Source organism: Stenotrophomonas sp. 57 (assembly GCF_030291075.1).
GTDB lineage: Bacteria > Pseudomonadota > Gammaproteobacteria > Xanthomonadales > Xanthomonadaceae > Stenotrophomonas.
In genome coordinates, this window is the sequence record NZ_CP127407.1 from 385,533 (window position 1) to 398,549 (window position 13,017).

Annotated in this window: 15 protein-coding genes; 11 read left to right on the forward strand and 4 right to left on the reverse strand. The window is 66.4% G+C overall.

What is annotated here, in order from left to right; genetic code table 11:
- Nucleotides 1-80: 80 nt before the first annotated feature.
- The 6 genes from QP512_RS01685 to QP512_RS01710 all read left to right on the forward strand — a co-directional run bounded on the left by QP512_RS01685 (nucleotide 81) and on the right by QP512_RS01710 (nucleotide 4,928).
- Nucleotides 81-557, forward strand: a complete 477-nt coding sequence (locus QP512_RS01685; RefSeq protein WP_004153894.1) for a DUF2244 domain-containing protein — start codon at nucleotides 81-83, stop codon at nucleotides 555-557.
- 11 nt (nucleotides 558-568) lie between these two features.
- Nucleotides 569-1,525: a cytochrome c oxidase subunit II gene (gene coxB, locus QP512_RS01690; protein WP_286070713.1), complete on the forward strand. Its 957-nt coding sequence runs from the start codon at nucleotides 569-571 to the stop codon at nucleotides 1,523-1,525.
- 59 nt (nucleotides 1,526-1,584) lie between these two features.
- The gene (ctaD, locus tag QP512_RS01695; RefSeq protein ID WP_005407790.1) at nucleotides 1,585-3,192 is read left to right on the forward strand and encodes a cytochrome c oxidase subunit I; all 1,608 of its coding nucleotides are present in this window, start codon (nucleotides 1,585-1,587) and stop codon (nucleotides 3,190-3,192) included.
- 110 nt (nucleotides 3,193-3,302) lie between these two features.
- Nucleotides 3,303-3,452 carry a hypothetical protein gene (locus QP512_RS01700; protein WP_286070714.1) on the forward strand — a complete coding sequence of 50 codons (150 nt, stop codon included), beginning with the start codon at nucleotides 3,303-3,305 and terminating at the stop codon, nucleotides 3,450-3,452.
- Nucleotides 3,449-4,039, forward strand: coding sequence for a cytochrome c oxidase assembly protein (locus QP512_RS01705; protein ID WP_286070715.1), 591 nt, complete (start codon nucleotides 3,449-3,451; stop codon nucleotides 4,037-4,039). The genes QP512_RS01700 and QP512_RS01705 overlap by 4 nt, the downstream gene beginning before the upstream one ends.
- Before the next feature lie 13 nt (nucleotides 4,040-4,052).
- Nucleotides 4,053-4,928: a cytochrome c oxidase subunit 3 gene (locus QP512_RS01710; protein WP_217014911.1), complete on the forward strand. Its 876-nt coding sequence runs from the start codon at nucleotides 4,053-4,055 to the stop codon at nucleotides 4,926-4,928.
- A gap of 20 nt (nucleotides 4,929-4,948) precedes the next feature.
- Here QP512_RS01710 and QP512_RS01715 read toward each other — a convergent pair whose 3' ends face one another.
- Nucleotides 4,949-5,167 (reverse strand): twin transmembrane helix small protein, encoded by a 219-nt coding sequence (locus QP512_RS01715; protein ID WP_008264755.1) that lies wholly within the window; start codon nucleotides 5,165-5,167, stop codon nucleotides 4,949-4,951.
- 57 nt (nucleotides 5,168-5,224) lie between these two features.
- Between QP512_RS01715 and QP512_RS01720 the strand changes: the two genes are divergently transcribed.
- The 5 genes from QP512_RS01720 (at nucleotide 5,225) to QP512_RS01740 (ending at nucleotide 9,583) form a co-directional block, all read left to right on the forward strand.
- Complete coding sequence (locus QP512_RS01720) at nucleotides 5,225-5,962, forward strand: SURF1 family protein (protein ID WP_286070716.1); 738 nt, start codon at nucleotides 5,225-5,227, stop codon at nucleotides 5,960-5,962.
- A 13-nt stretch (nucleotides 5,963-5,975) separates the two neighbouring features.
- The gene (locus QP512_RS01725; protein ID WP_286070717.1) at nucleotides 5,976-6,545 is read left to right on the forward strand and encodes a hypothetical protein; all 570 of its coding nucleotides are present in this window, start codon (nucleotides 5,976-5,978) and stop codon (nucleotides 6,543-6,545) included.
- Between the two features lie 10 nt (nucleotides 6,546-6,555).
- Complete coding sequence (locus tag QP512_RS01730) at nucleotides 6,556-7,719, forward strand: COX15/CtaA family protein (protein ID WP_057501836.1); 1,164 nt, start codon at nucleotides 6,556-6,558, stop codon at nucleotides 7,717-7,719.
- A 4-nt stretch (nucleotides 7,720-7,723) separates the two neighbouring features.
- Entirely contained in the window at nucleotides 7,724-8,617 is an 894-nt protein-coding gene (gene cyoE, locus QP512_RS01735) for a heme o synthase (protein WP_019662220.1), read from the forward strand.
- 141 nt (nucleotides 8,618-8,758) lie between these two features.
- Complete coding sequence (locus tag QP512_RS01740; protein ID WP_286070718.1) at nucleotides 8,759-9,583, forward strand: calcium-binding protein; 825 nt, start codon at nucleotides 8,759-8,761, stop codon at nucleotides 9,581-9,583.
- Between the two features lie 106 nt (nucleotides 9,584-9,689).
- Here QP512_RS01740 and QP512_RS01745 read toward each other — a convergent pair whose 3' ends face one another.
- Genes QP512_RS01745 through dnaG form a run of 3 tightly spaced genes read right to left on the reverse strand, consistent with a single transcriptional unit; the run spans nucleotide 9,690 to nucleotide 12,963 of the window.
- Complete coding sequence (locus tag QP512_RS01745) at nucleotides 9,690-10,661, reverse strand: bile acid:sodium symporter family protein (protein ID WP_286070719.1); 972 nt, start codon at nucleotides 10,659-10,661, stop codon at nucleotides 9,690-9,692.
- A gap of 29 nt (nucleotides 10,662-10,690) precedes the next feature.
- On the reverse strand, nucleotides 10,691-11,191 hold the full coding sequence (locus QP512_RS01750) for a protein tyrosine phosphatase family protein (RefSeq protein ID WP_286070720.1): 501 nt from the start codon (nucleotides 11,189-11,191) through the stop codon (nucleotides 10,691-10,693).
- 29 nt (nucleotides 11,192-11,220) lie between these two features.
- Entirely contained in the window at nucleotides 11,221-12,963 is a 1,743-nt protein-coding gene (dnaG, locus tag QP512_RS01755; protein WP_286070721.1) for a DNA primase, read from the reverse strand.
- Between the last annotated feature and the right edge of the window lie 54 nt (nucleotides 12,964-13,017).

A 13,017-nucleotide genomic window follows, 5' to 3' on the forward strand; every position in this document is an offset into this window, starting at 1 on the left:
AGTGTGAATGCACCCTTGCTACCGGCGAGAGGGCGGGGCTACCATCGAGACGTTTCCCGCGGCAGGAACGCGGTTGCGACATGATCGAGGTGCTTCCAGCTCCGGATGGGTCAGGTACGCAGCTGCGGCTGCGTCCCCCACGGGCGCTCGATGCCCGGCAGTTCGTCCTGTTGTTCACCGTGTTGTCGGGTGCGATGTGGCTGGTGTCCGCCCTTGGGTGGTTGGCCGGCAATGCATTCGCGCCCCTGTTCGCGCTGCTTTACAGCCTGGTGCTGGCGGCGGCGCTGCGTGCCTTGTGGCGCAGTGGTGAACGACAGGAGGAGATCCGGGTAGTGCCGGCGTACGTGGAGGTCATTCCCGTACCCGGTGGATCGCCGGTGTTCCGGGCCCACCCCCATTGGGTGCGCCTGCTCACCGACGATGAGAGGGTCCGGCTGGCATCCAGCGGCCGGCAGGTGGAGGTGGGGAGTTTCCTCGCGCCGGCCGAACGTCAGACGCTCGCAGAGACACTTGAAAGCTTGCTCGCCGCCAGCGATGGCGGCAACCGACGACGCTAAGGGTCTAGGCAATGAAGCAAAGCAGCAGGTGGGGCACGAAGTGCGTGAACGCGGTGGCCGCAGTGCTGGCGACCGGGGGACTGATGCCGGCGTTGGCCTGGGCCCAGGCGGCCGATCCCAAGCCGTGGCAGCTGAACATGGGCAAGGGGGTGACCCAGACCTCGCGCCTGGCCTGGGAATCGAACAACCTCTCGTTGATCATCTGCACGGTGATCGGCGTCATCGTGTTCGGGGCGATGGCCTACGCCATCTTCAAGTTCCGCAAATCCAAGGGCGCGGTCGCGGCCACCTTCAGCCACAACACCAAGGCCGAGATCATCTGGACGGTGATCCCGGTGATCATCCTGATCGTGATGGCATGGCCGGCCACGGCCAACCTGATCAAGATGTACGACACCCGCGATGCCGAGATGACGGTGAAGGTCACCGGCTACCAGTGGATGTGGAAGTACGAATACCTCGGCGAGAACGTCACCTTCACCAGCCGCCTGGACCGCGAGTCGGATCGGGTGCGGCAGAGCGGCATCGTGCCGACCCGCGAGAGCCATCCGCACTACCTGCTGGACGTCGACAACCGCCTGGTGCTGCCGGTCGATACCAAGGTGCGCTTCGTCATCACTTCAGACGACGTGATCCACGCCTGGTGGGTGCCGGCGCTGGGCTGGAAGCAGGACGCCATCCCCGGTTTCATCAACGAGGCCTGGACCAGCATCGAGCAGCCCGGCGTGTACCGCGGCCAGTGCGCCGAGCTGTGCGGCAAGGACCACGGCTTCATGCCGATCGTGGTCGAGGCGGTGTCCAAGGAGGCGTTCAAGCAGTGGCTGGCGCAGCGCAAGCCGGCGCCGCCGGCCGCGCCCACAACGCCCGCGATACCTGCAGCGCCGGCGGCACCTGCGGGCGAGGCGCCGGCAGCACCCGCGGCTGCCGAAGCCGGCAGCGCACCTGCCACCGCAGCCAGCGGCGCGTGATGTAAAGCCCGCGGCCGCTCGCGACCGTGGTGACAACCGATTCTGAGAGGTGTTTTGCAATGGCGCACTCGGCAGTTGGGCACGACGATCACCATCACCACCAGAGCTTCTTCGAGCGTTGGTTCTTTTCGACCAATCACAAGGACATCGGCACGCTGTACCTGGGTTTCAGCTTCATCATGTTCATCATCGGTGCGGCGATGAGCGTGGTGATCCGCGCCGAGCTGGCGCAGCCGGGCCTGCAGTTCGTCAAGCCCGAGTTCTTCAACCAGATGACCACCGTGCATGCGCTGGTGATGATCTTCGGCGGCGTGATGCCGGCCTTCGTCGGCCTGGCCAACTGGATGATCCCGCTGCAGATCGGTGCGCCGGACATGGCCCTGCCGCGCATGAACAACTGGTCGTTCTGGTTGCTGCCGGTAGCCTTCAGCCTGCTGCTGCTGACGCTGTTCCTGCCCGGTGGCGCACCGGCCGGTGGCTGGACGCTGTACCCGCCGCTGTCGCTGCAGGGCGGCTACAACGTCGCCTTCAGCGTGTTCGCCATCCATGTGGCAGGCATCAGTTCGATCATGGGCGCGATCAACATCATCGCCACCGTGCTGAACATGCGCGCGCCGGGCATCGACCTGCTGAAGATGCCGATCTTCTGCTGGGCCTGGCTGATCACAGCGTTCCTGCTGATTGCGGTGATGCCGGTGCTGGCCGGTGCGGTGACCATGCTGCTGACCGACAAGTTCTTCGGCACCAGCTTCTTCAATGCCGCCGGTGGCGGTGACCCGGTGATGTACCAGCACATCTTCTGGTTCTTCGGGCACCCCGAGGTCTACATCATGATCCTGCCCGCCTTCGGCGTGGTCAGCGAGATCATCCCGACCTTCAGCCGCAAGCCGCTGTTCGGCTACCAGGCGATGGTGTACGCCACTGCCGCGATCGCGTTCCTGTCGTTCATCGTCTGGGCCCACCACATGTTCACCGTGGGCATGCCGCTGGGTGGCGAGATCTACTTCATGTTCGCCACGATGCTGATCTCGATCCCGACCGGCGTGAAGGTGTTCAACTGGGTCAGCACCATGTGGCGCGGCTCGCTCACCTTCGAAGCGCCGATGCTGTGGTCGGTGGCCTTCGTCATCCTGTTCACCATCGGTGGCTTCTCCGGCCTGATGCTGGCGATCGTGGCCGCCGACTTCCAGTACCACGACACCTATTTCGTGGTCGCCCACTTCCACTACGTGCTGGTGACCGGTGCGGTGTTCGCGCTGATCGCCGCGGTGTACTACTGGTGGCCAAAGTGGACCGGGCGCATGTACAGCGAGAAGTGGGCCAAGGTGCACTTCTGGTGGTCGATCGTGTTCGTCAACCTGCTGTTCTTCCCGCAGCACTTCCTCGGCCTAGCCGGCATGCCGCGCCGCATTCCCGATTACAGCGTGGCGTTTGCCGACTGGAACCTGATCAGCTCGATCGGTGCGTTCGGCATGTTCGTCACGCCGTTCATGATGGCCGCGATCCTGCTGTCCTCGCTGCGCAACGGCGAGAAGGCCGAGGCGCGCAGCTGGGAAGGTGCGCGTGGCCTGGAATGGACGCTGCCGTCGCCGGCACCGGCGCATACCTTCACCACGCCGCCGACCATCCGCCCGGGGGATCTGGCGCATGACGACATCACGCATTGAGGTGGGGCATGCATAACGAGAGCCCACTTGCCCCGTGTAGAGCCGAGCCATGCTCGGCTGACGCCTTGAGTAGAGTCGAGCCATGCCCGACTGACGACACGCAGCCGAGCATGGCTCGGCTCTACAACAGCCCGGGCGAGGCCCCGGAAAACGGCATCGAACAGCAACGCCTGCGCGCCAGGCGCACCGCCCTCTGGGTCGGCGTCATCGCGGTGCTGGTCTACGTCGGCTTCATCCTCAGTGGGGTGATCGGCCGATGAGCGACGCACCGGCCACCGGGACCTCACGCAGTGCCGGGCTGCCGCGCCTGATCGGCGTGGCGGTGGCGGTGTTCCTGCTGACGTTCTCGCTGGTGCCGCTGTATCGCATCGCCTGCGAGAAGGTATTCGGCGTGCGCCTGGAGCGCGGCCCCGGCAGCGAAGCCAGTGCCGGTGCCACGGCCGGCAAGCGCACCGTACGGGTGGAGTTCGATGGCGGCGTCAATTCGCGCCTGCCGTGGTCGTTCCACCCCGAACAGCTGACCATGGACGTGGTGCCGGGCGAGCTCAACGAGGCCCTGTACTTCGCCCGCAACGACAGCCAGCAGGCAGTGGTCGGCAGTGCGGTGCCATCGGTGGCACCGGCGCGCGCGTCGGGTTTCTTCAGCAAGACCGAATGTTTCTGTTTCACCGCGCAGACGCTGCAGGCCGGCGAGAAGCGCGACATGCCGGTGCGCTTCATCGTCGATCCGGACCTGCCGCCGGAAATCAGGACGATCACCTTGTCCTACACCTTCTACCGCAACGACGCACTCTCGGACCGGTTGGCCCCTGCGGCTACCTCCGAAGGCGCGCACGCCGCACCCTGACCCGGATACCGACATGGCCCAGACACCGACCGACGCCAACGTGTACTTCGTCCCGGCCCAGAGCAAATGGCCGTTCGTGGGTTCCATCGCGATGATGGTGACCATGGTGGGCGTGGCCAGCTGGCTCAACGACGCCAGCTGGGGACGCTGGACGTTCTACGTCGGCATCGCGATGCTGGTGCTGACCCTGTTCTGGTGGTTCAGCGACGTGGTGCGCGAATCACAGGCCGGCAACTACAACCACCAGGTCGATGGCTCGTTCCGGATGGGGATGATCTGGTTCATCTTCTCCGAGGTGATGTTCTTCGGCGCCTTCTTCGGCGCGCTGTTCTACACCCGCAACCTGGGCCTGTCCTGGCTCAGCGGCGAAGGCCGCGGGGTGATGACCAACGAGCTGCTCTGGCAGGGCTATTCCGCCGGCTGGCCGACCAACGGCCCGGCAGCGATCGGTGGTGCGTTCCAGACCATCCCGGCCTGGGGCCTGCCGCTGATCAACACGCTGATCCTGCTCACCTCCGGCGTGACCCTGACCATCGCCCATCACGCGCTGAAGGCCGGCAACCGCCGCCAGCTGCTGATCTGGCTGGGCCTGACCGTGGTGCTCGGCCTCGGCTTCCTGACCCTGCAGGCGGAGGAGTACATCCACGCCTACAAGGAACTGAACCTGACGCTCGGCTCGGGCATCTATGGTTCGACGTTCTTCATGCTGACCGGCTTCCACGGCGCGCACGTGCTGCTGGGCACGATCATGCTGATCGTGATGTGGCTGCGTTCGGCCAAGGGACACTTCACCCGCGACAACCATTTCGGTTTCGAAGCCGCCGCGTGGTACTGGCACTTCGTCGACGTGGTGTGGCTGATGCTCTTCATGTTCGTCTACGTGCTTTGACCGCGCACGCATCGGTGGCCTCAGCCGCCGATGCCGTGCGGTTTGATCCAGCCCATGTAGATGCTCACGATCACCAGTACGATCAAGGCCACCGACACCGCGATGCGGCGTGTCAGTGCGTTGACCGTGCGCTTGGTCTGGCCGCGGTCGACCAGCAGGTAATACAGGCCGGCGCCCAGATTCCAGACGATGACGATCAGAAACGCGATTACCAGCAGGGTCTTCAGCGAATCACTCATGCGCGGCTCGAGGGCAGGGTGGATGTGCCTATCTGACCGCGTTTGCGCGGACTTGTCATGATGCGCCAGCACACGCGCGTGCTCGGATGGCTGCTGGCGGTGCTGGCAATGGCCGGTTTCACCGCATTGGGGCTGTGGCAGCTGCAGCGCATGCATGCCAAACAGGCAATGTTGGATGCACAGGGTCCAGCCGCAGCGCAGGTACTGTCGTTGGCGCAGGCGCTGGCAGCGCCCGGTGCGTTGCATGGCGTGGCCGACCACGGTCGCTTCCTTCCCGGCGTGGTGCTGCTGGACAACCAGACCCGGCACGGCCGTGCCGGAGTGAAGATCTACCGCCCGTTCCGCAGTGACGACGGCAGTGTGTTGCTGGTCGATCTGGGATGGCGCGCACTGCCGCCGGATCGCACCCTGCCGGAGCTGCCGGCCCCCCCCTCGCCGGTGGCGGTGCGTGGGTTGCTGGCGCCACCGCCGGCCGCCGGATTGGCACTCGGCCCCGCATTCTCCGCCACGGGGGAAGCGGGTCGCTGGCTGGCCAGCCGCTTGCCAGCCGAAGGCCTGGCAAGCGCGCTGGGGGTGCAGTTGCTTCCCGATCGTGTACTGCGCCTGGACCCTGCACTGCCCTTCGGTGACGAGCGCGATCTGGACCTGCTGCCGAACACCTTGCCGCCGCAGCGTCACCTGGGCTACGCCGTGCAGTGGTTCGGCCTGGCCCTGACCGTGCTGGTGGTGGCGCTGGTGCTGGAATGGCGCAGGAGGCGCGCCGTGGCCCGACCGGCATCCCGTACCCAACCATGAGAAAATGCCCCGCATGAACACTGCTACGTCCCCGCAGGCGCGCGGCTCCGGCCGCCGGACCCTGGTGCTGCTGTTTGCCGTGTTCTTCGGAGCGATGGCACTGGCTGCCGTGCTGCGCTTCTCCGGCTGGCAGCCGACCGGGCACCGTAATGCCGGCCAACTGCTGCAGCCGCCGGTGGACCTGCGCCAGAAGAGCCCGACCCTGGCCACTGGCCAGGCCTACCCGTGGAACCCCGAGGCCCGGACCTGGCGCCTGCTGGTGGCACCGGCTGGTGCCTGCGACGCGCAGTGCGTCACTTTGTCGCAGGGACTGGGCAAGGTGTGGCAGCTGTTCGGCCATAACGCCGATAATGTCGAGATCCTGTGGCTGGGTACGCCACCGGCGTCGATCGCCTCGCTGCCCGCGCTGCGGCCGCTGGCTCCGTCGCCAGCCCTGCGCGCGGCGTTGCCGGGCGTTGATGATCCGGCGGGACTGCCGGTCTACGTGATCGATCCGAACGGCTTCGTGATCATGCGCCATGCCCCCGGCAGTGACCTGGGGGGCCTGCGCAAGGACATGGCCACGTTGCTGAAACTGAAGTGAGTCCCGTTTGATGAGCCTTTCCGCGCGTCCGGCGCTGCACCGCAATTTCCACCGCCTGGCGTGGTTCGCCATGATCATGACCGCGAGCACGATCATGTTCGGCGCGTTCGTGCGCCTGTCCGACGCCGGCCTGAGCTGCCCGGACTGGCCCACCTGCTATGGCCAGGCCACCTGGCCGCAGCACGTGGAAGAAACCATTGGCCACCCGGCGGCGGAAATCCGCCCGCTGGAAACGCACAAGGCCTGGCGAGAGCAGGTGCACCGCTTCCTGGCCGGCGCGCTGGGCATCGAGATCCTGACCCTGGCGCTGCTGGCCACGCGCAAGCGGCGATTCGGAAGCACGGCGGTAGTGACCGCCTGCGTACTGGTGGCCGCCGGCATACCGCTGTACATGATGGGCTGGCATGGCACCGCCAGCGCCCTGGCGCTGATAGGCGAGGCGATCCTGCTGATCGCCGCGCTGCGCTGGAGCAACATCGATCTGGCGCGCGCTGCCCTGCTGACCCTGGCGGTGGTGATCTTCCAGGCCCTGCTGGGCATGTGGACGGTGACCCTGCTGCTCAAACCCATCGTGGTGATGGGCCACCTGCTGGGCGGCATGCTGATGTTCGCGCTGCTGGTGTGGATGGCCTGGCGCGCCACGCACATGCCGATCACCCTGGCCGAAGCGCCGAAGCTGAAGTGGCTGCTGCGCATCGGCGTGGCGGTGCTGGTCACCCAGATTGCGCTGGGGGGCTGGGTCAGCGCCAACTACGCCGCACTCGCCTGCGGCGGTGGCAGCGCCTCGCTGGACAACTTCCCGCGTTGCGCCAACCAATGGTGGCCGCAGCACAACTTCGTCGAAGGCTTCACCCTGTGGCGTGGCATCGGCGTGGATTACGAAGGCGGCGTGCTGGATGGCGCCTCGCGCATCGCCATCCAGATGGCGCACCGCCTGTTCGCGGTAGTGGTGGCCGTCTACCTGCTGTGGCTGGGCGTGCGCCTGTTCCGGTTGCCGAGCATGCGTGGCTGGGCCAGCGCGCTGATCGCGCTGCTGGTGCTGCAGGTCACCCTCGGCATCCTCAATGTGAAGCTGGCGCTGCCGCTGGAAGTGGCGGTGGCCCACAACGGCGTGGCCGTTGCCCTGTTGTTCGTACTGGTCAGCCTGCTGGCCCGCCTGCGTGCCCCGGACTGATTCCATGTTTTCCAATTACCGCCAGTACTGGGACCTGACCAAGCCCAAGGTCGTTGCGCTCATTGTCTTTACCGCCCTGGTCGGCATGGTCCTGGCCATCCCCGGCGTGCCCAGCTGGGAGCAGGTGCGCGCAGGCGTGCTCGGCTTCCTCGGTATCTGGCTGGCCGCTTCGGCCGCCGCCGCGATCAACCAGCTGCTGGATGCGCACATCGATGCGCAGATGGCCCGCACCTCGTGGCGCCCGCTGGTGGTGGGCAAGGTCAAGCCGTGGCAGGTGCTGGTGTTCGCCGGCGTGCTGATCGTGCTGTCGATGACCCTCCTGGTGCTGTGGGTGAACCTGATCACCGCGGTGCTGACCTTCGCCTCGCTGATCGGCTACGCGGTGATCTACACCGTGTACCTGAAGCGTGCGACCTCGCAGAACATCGTCATCGGTGGCCTGGCCGGCGCGATGCCGCCGATGCTGGGCTGGGCCGCGGTGACTGGCATGCAGGGCTCGTCGGACTGGGCGTACTCGTCGCTGCTGGTGCTGATCATCTTCATCTGGACGCCGCCGCACTTCTGGGCGCTGGCGATCTTCCGCCGCGAGGACTACGCCAAGGCCGAAATCCCGATGCTGCCGGTGACCCACGGCGTGGTGCACACCCGCAAGCAGATCATGGTGTATTCGGTGGTGCTGGCCCTGGTCTGCCTGCTGCCGTACCTGGTGGGCATGAGCGGCGCGTTCTACCTGGGCGGCGCGATCGTGCTCAACGCTGTGTTCCTCTGGTACGCCTGGCGCATGCTGAACCCGCCGGATGAACTGTTCTCGATGAAGATGTTCTATTACTCCATCGTGTACCTGATGGCGTTGTTCGCCTTCCTGCTGGTGGACCACTGGATCCTGCCCTGGTTGTAAAGCGCCACCTGTAGAGCCGAGCCCATGCTCGGCTGAGGGGTGGTTGGAAGAGCGGCCGAGCGTGGGCTCGGCTCTATACTTGATCTCCTCCAACGGCGTCGCCATTGCTGTTCCTGACCCCAAGGAAAGGAGCGAGCACGGATGCATTCGATTTTCCGCTGGACCACCGCGCTGCTGCTGGTGCTGGGCATGGCCTTCACTGCGCATGCCGCCGACGACACCGTCGCGCAGATCCGCCAGCACGCCGGTGATCACCGCCTGCTGGTACTGGGCGAATTCCACGGTACCCGCGAGACACCGCTACTGGTTCGGGAACTGATGGAGGCATACGCAGCCGATGGCACTCCGGTGCGGTTGGCATTGGAGCTGCCGACTGACGAAAACGCCGCGCTGGCGACCTATCTGGCGTCTTCCGGCACTGCCAAGGCGCGCGCTGCATTGCGTGGCACGCCGTACTGGAGCGTCCGCAGCCGCATGCATGACGGCCGTCGCAGCAAGGACATGCTCGACCTGATCGAAGCGGCGCGCGCGCTGCGTAGCCGGGGGCGCGACGTGCAGGTATTCGGTTTTGATCGCGTGCTACCTGCCGAAACGGCGGGTAGTGGGGCTCGCGACCGGGCGATGGCCGAAGAGGTCCGCGTGCGCGCAAAGGCATTGCCGAACAACGCACGGCTGCTGGTGCTGACCGGCAATGTGCATGGCATGCGTACGCAGCCGAAGATGATTGCATACCCCCCGATGACGGCATTGCTGAACGATCTGGAGCTCTACAACGTGCGTATCGAGGCGCGTGGCGGGGAGGGTTGGGGCTGTGCCGCCCCTGGACGTTGCGAGGCGCGCCAGTTGCCGGGTCATGCCGGGACATCGCCCAAGGTGGATACCGGTGCTGACCGCAGTTACGACCTGAGGGTATGGCTGCCGCGATTCAGCGTGGCGCGGCTGCTGGACGGCGATTCGGTCTGCTGATCATCCACGCGTGACGTGGATTCAACTGCGCCGTTCAACCGCCAGCCGAGCGTGGGCTCGGCTCTACAGTAGATCCACGCCATGCGTGGATGCTCTCCCCGTCGGGTCAGGGCTTGCGCCTGGCGTAGCGCTGCGCGATCACACCGCAGACGATCAGCTGGATCTGGTGATAGATCATCACCGGCAGCACAATCGCACCCAGGCTGCCACCGGCGAATAACACTTTGGCGATCGGCACACCCGTGGCCAGGCTCTTCTTCGAGCCGCAGAACACGATGGCGATCTCGTCCTCGCGGTTGAAGCGCAGGCGGCGGGCGATGAAGGTGATCAGCGGCATGGCGATACCCAGCAGCACTGCGGCCACCACTGCCACGGCCAGCAACGAGAGCAGCGGCGTCTTGCTCCACAGCCCTTCGGTCACTGCCTCGCCGAACGCCGAGTACACCACCAGCAGGATGGTGGCCTGGTCGGTGTAGCGCAGCAGCGCGCGCTGCCGTTCCACCCAGCCGGCAATCCACGGCCGCAGCAGGTGGCCGGCCACGAACGGGACCAGCAGCTGCAGCATGATGCCGCCGATGGCATGCAGCGGGTCGTGCACGCCGCCGGAGGTGCCGGCCAGCGCAGTCAGCAGCAGCGGGGTCAGGAATACGCCGAGGATGCTCGACAACGAGGCACTGCACACCGCTGCAGGCACATTGCCGCGGGCCATCGAGGTGAACGCGATGGACGACTGCACGGTGGACGGCAACGTACACAGGAACAGCACGCCCAGGTACAGCTCCGGCGTCAGCAGCCAGCCCGACAGCGGCTTGAACAGCAGGCCCAGCAGCGGGAACAGGATGAAGGTGCAGGCCAGGATGGTCAGGTGCAGGCGCCAGTGCAGCATGCCGCCGATGATCGATTCGCGCGGCAGGCGCGCGCCATGCAGGAAGAACAGCGCGGCGATGGCCACGGTGGTGACATCGTCCAGCACGATGGCGGCTGCGCCCTTCATCGGCAGCAGCGAAGCCAGGCCAACAGTGCACAGCAGGGCGAGCGTGAAGTTGTCGGGTCGCAGGCGCGACCACCAGCGGGTCATGGTGGACAGGATCCTTGAGCGGTGGGGGATCAGGGCGAAGCGGCTGGCGTGGCCAGGCGCTGGCGGGTGGCGGCTCCCAGCGACTTCAGGCCGGCACGCTGGCCCAGCTGAAGGGCCTGTTCCGGGCTGGCATGTTCGTAGCGTGCATTGACCAGCCCGAGCACGGCACCGGCGCGGTTGCCGGAGGCACAGTGCAGCAGCACCGGCCCTTGGCTCTGCTGCAGGGTCTGATGCACGGCGCGCACATTGGGCGCATCCAGCCCCTCGGCGCCGGCCACCGGAATGCGTACATAGCGCAGGCCCAGCGATTCGGCCACCTGGGTTTCATCGAAACCGTGGTCCTCGTCGGACTGGCGCAGGTCGATCACCGTGCGCACACCCTGTGCAGCCAGTTCGCGCAGTTGTGCGGCACTGGGCTGGCCGCCGGCATACAGGCCCGGACGGACTTCATTGAGCGGGCCATCTGCGGCCAGGGCCGCCAGCGGCAGGCAGAGCGACAACAACAGCAGGCAGGTCAGGCGCAGCAGCATGGTCCTCTCCGTGAAAGCGTTCTGCCCCTCTACAGGCGCAGCCCGGCGCGGGCCTTCAGCAGCTCGCGCAGTTCGTACTTGTCAGTATCGTCCAGACCCTGCTGGCGCTGCTTTGCCAGCAGTTCGTCCAGACGTTGCACCAGCAGTTGTTTTTCCAGCTGGGCCACCGCGTCGTGCAGTTCCTGGGTCCAGCTGGCCTCGGTGCCGGGCAGCGTCTGTGCCGCCAGCGTATGCAGCGAGGACTGTTCCTCGCGGCCGTCGAAGTGTTCCAGCAGGGCACCGGTGCTGATGTCCGGGCGCTGTTCGACCAGTCCCAGCAGCTCCAGCAGCAGCTCCACGCCGGGCAGGCGCAGGCCCTGGAAGTGATGCTTGCCGCCCAGGGTCAGCGCCAGCGACGGCTGCTGCAGCAGCACGGCGATCGCGCCGCGCACCAGGCTGCGCCTGGCCACTGGCTGGATCGTGCGCGAGGGCTGGCGTTGTGGCTGCGGTGTGCGCGTGGCGGCAGCGTTGCCACCCCCCAGGCCGGTCAGCTGCCCCAGCTGCTGCTTCATCAGATCGCCGAAGGCGCCGTCGGGAATCTGCGCCAGCATCGGCTTTGCGCGTTCGGCCAGGCGCGCCTTGCCGTCCAGCGTCCCCAGGTTGATCTCGCGGGTCAGTTCGTCGAAGAAGAACTGCGACAGCGGCGTGGCCTGCTTCAAGCGTTCGTTGAAGGCCTCGGCGCCTTCCTTGCGCACGATGGTGTCCGGGTCCTCGCCATCGGGCAGGAACAGGAAGAAGGCCTGGCGGCCATCCTTCATGCGCGGCAGCACCGACTCCAGCGCCTTCCAGCCGGCGCGGCGGCCGGCGGCGTCGCCGTCGAAGCAGAAGAACACATCCGGCGCGTTGCGGAACAACAGCTCGGCATGGTCCGGCGTGGTCGCGGTGCCCAGCGTGGCCACCGCCTGGGTGACGCCGAACTGGAACAGCGAGACCACGTCCATGTAGCCCTCGACCACGATCAAGCGCTCGATCTTCTGGTTGGCCTGGCGCACCTGCCACAGGCCGTACAGTTCGCGGCCCTTGTGGAACAGCGCGGTCTCGGGCGAGTTGAGGTACTTGGGGCCGTCGTCCTTCTCGAACACGCGGCCACCGAAGGCGATCACCCGGCCCCGGCGATCGAAGATCGGGAACATCACCCGGTCGCGGAACTTGTCGTAGACGTGGCCGCGGTCGTTCTTGGAGAACAGGCCGGCGCGGTCGAGCAGCTTCATGCGCCGCTCGTCCTTGCCCAGCGCATCGCGCAGCCCGCTGTAGCCATCGGGCGCATAGCCGATCTGGAAGCGTGCGCGGTTCTCTTCGTCCACGCCGCGGCCGTCGAGGTAGCTGCGCGCCTTCTCGCTGCCTTCCAGGTTCTTCTGGAAGAACTTGGCAGCGGCGTCCAGAGCGGAGTACAGCTCGCGGCTGTCGTCCTGCTGCTGCGGGCTGCGCGGGTTCTCGTTGCGCGGTACTTCCATGCCGGCGCGCTTGGCCAGCTCATCCACCGCGTCGAGGAACTCGAGGCGGTCGTAGTTCATCAGGAAGCTGATCGCGGTGCCGTGCGCGCCGCAGCCGAAGCAGTGATAGAACTGTTTGGTGGGCGAGACCGTGAACGAGGCCGAGCGCTCGTCATGGAACGGGCAGCGCGCTGCGTACTCCTTGCCCTGGCGCTTCAACGGCACGCGGCTGCCCACCACCTCGACAATGTCGGTGCGGGCGAGCAGGTCGTCGATGAAAGCGTCGGGGATACGGGCCATGGGCAACAGGGCAGGGCGCGGTGCAGGACCACGCGACGGAACCGGGGGCGGTCG

Excerpts from the sequence above, each read along its gene's own strand:
- QP512_RS01750 (WP_286070720.1), bottom strand. The coding sequence starts at position 11,191 with ATGCTGCTGCGCCTGACCTGCCTGCTGTTGTTGTCGCTCTGCCTGCCG.
- QP512_RS01715 (WP_008264755.1), bottom strand. The coding sequence starts at position 5,167 with ATGAGTGATTCGCTGAAGACCCTGCTGGTAATCGCGTTTCTGATCGTC.
- QP512_RS01720 (WP_286070716.1), top strand. The coding sequence starts at position 5,225 with ATGATGCGCCAGCACACGCGCGTGCTCGGATGGCTGCTGGCGGTGCTG.
- QP512_RS01710 (WP_217014911.1), top strand. The coding sequence starts at position 4,053 with ATGGCCCAGACACCGACCGACGCCAACGTGTACTTCGTCCCGGCCCAG.
- cyoE (WP_019662220.1), top strand. The coding sequence starts at position 7,724 with ATGTTTTCCAATTACCGCCAGTACTGGGACCTGACCAAGCCCAAGGTC.
- QP512_RS01740 (WP_286070718.1), top strand. The coding sequence starts at position 8,759 with ATGCATTCGATTTTCCGCTGGACCACCGCGCTGCTGCTGGTGCTGGGC.
- QP512_RS01700 (WP_286070714.1), top strand. The coding sequence starts at position 3,303 with ATGGCTCGGCTCTACAACAGCCCGGGCGAGGCCCCGGAAAACGGCATC.
- QP512_RS01745 (WP_286070719.1), bottom strand. The coding sequence starts at position 10,661 with ATGACCCGCTGGTGGTCGCGCCTGCGACCCGACAACTTCACGCTCGCC.
- QP512_RS01730 (WP_057501836.1), top strand. The coding sequence starts at position 6,556 with ATGAGCCTTTCCGCGCGTCCGGCGCTGCACCGCAATTTCCACCGCCTG.
- QP512_RS01705 (WP_286070715.1), top strand. The coding sequence starts at position 3,449 with ATGAGCGACGCACCGGCCACCGGGACCTCACGCAGTGCCGGGCTGCCG.
- QP512_RS01725 (WP_286070717.1), top strand. The coding sequence starts at position 5,976 with ATGAACACTGCTACGTCCCCGCAGGCGCGCGGCTCCGGCCGCCGGACC.
- QP512_RS01685 (WP_004153894.1), top strand. The coding sequence starts at position 81 with ATGATCGAGGTGCTTCCAGCTCCGGATGGGTCAGGTACGCAGCTGCGG.
- ctaD (WP_005407790.1), top strand. The coding sequence starts at position 1,585 with ATGGCGCACTCGGCAGTTGGGCACGACGATCACCATCACCACCAGAGC.
- coxB (WP_286070713.1), top strand. The coding sequence starts at position 569 with ATGAAGCAAAGCAGCAGGTGGGGCACGAAGTGCGTGAACGCGGTGGCC.
- dnaG (WP_286070721.1), bottom strand. The coding sequence starts at position 12,963 with ATGGCCCGTATCCCCGACGCTTTCATCGACGACCTGCTCGCCCGCACC.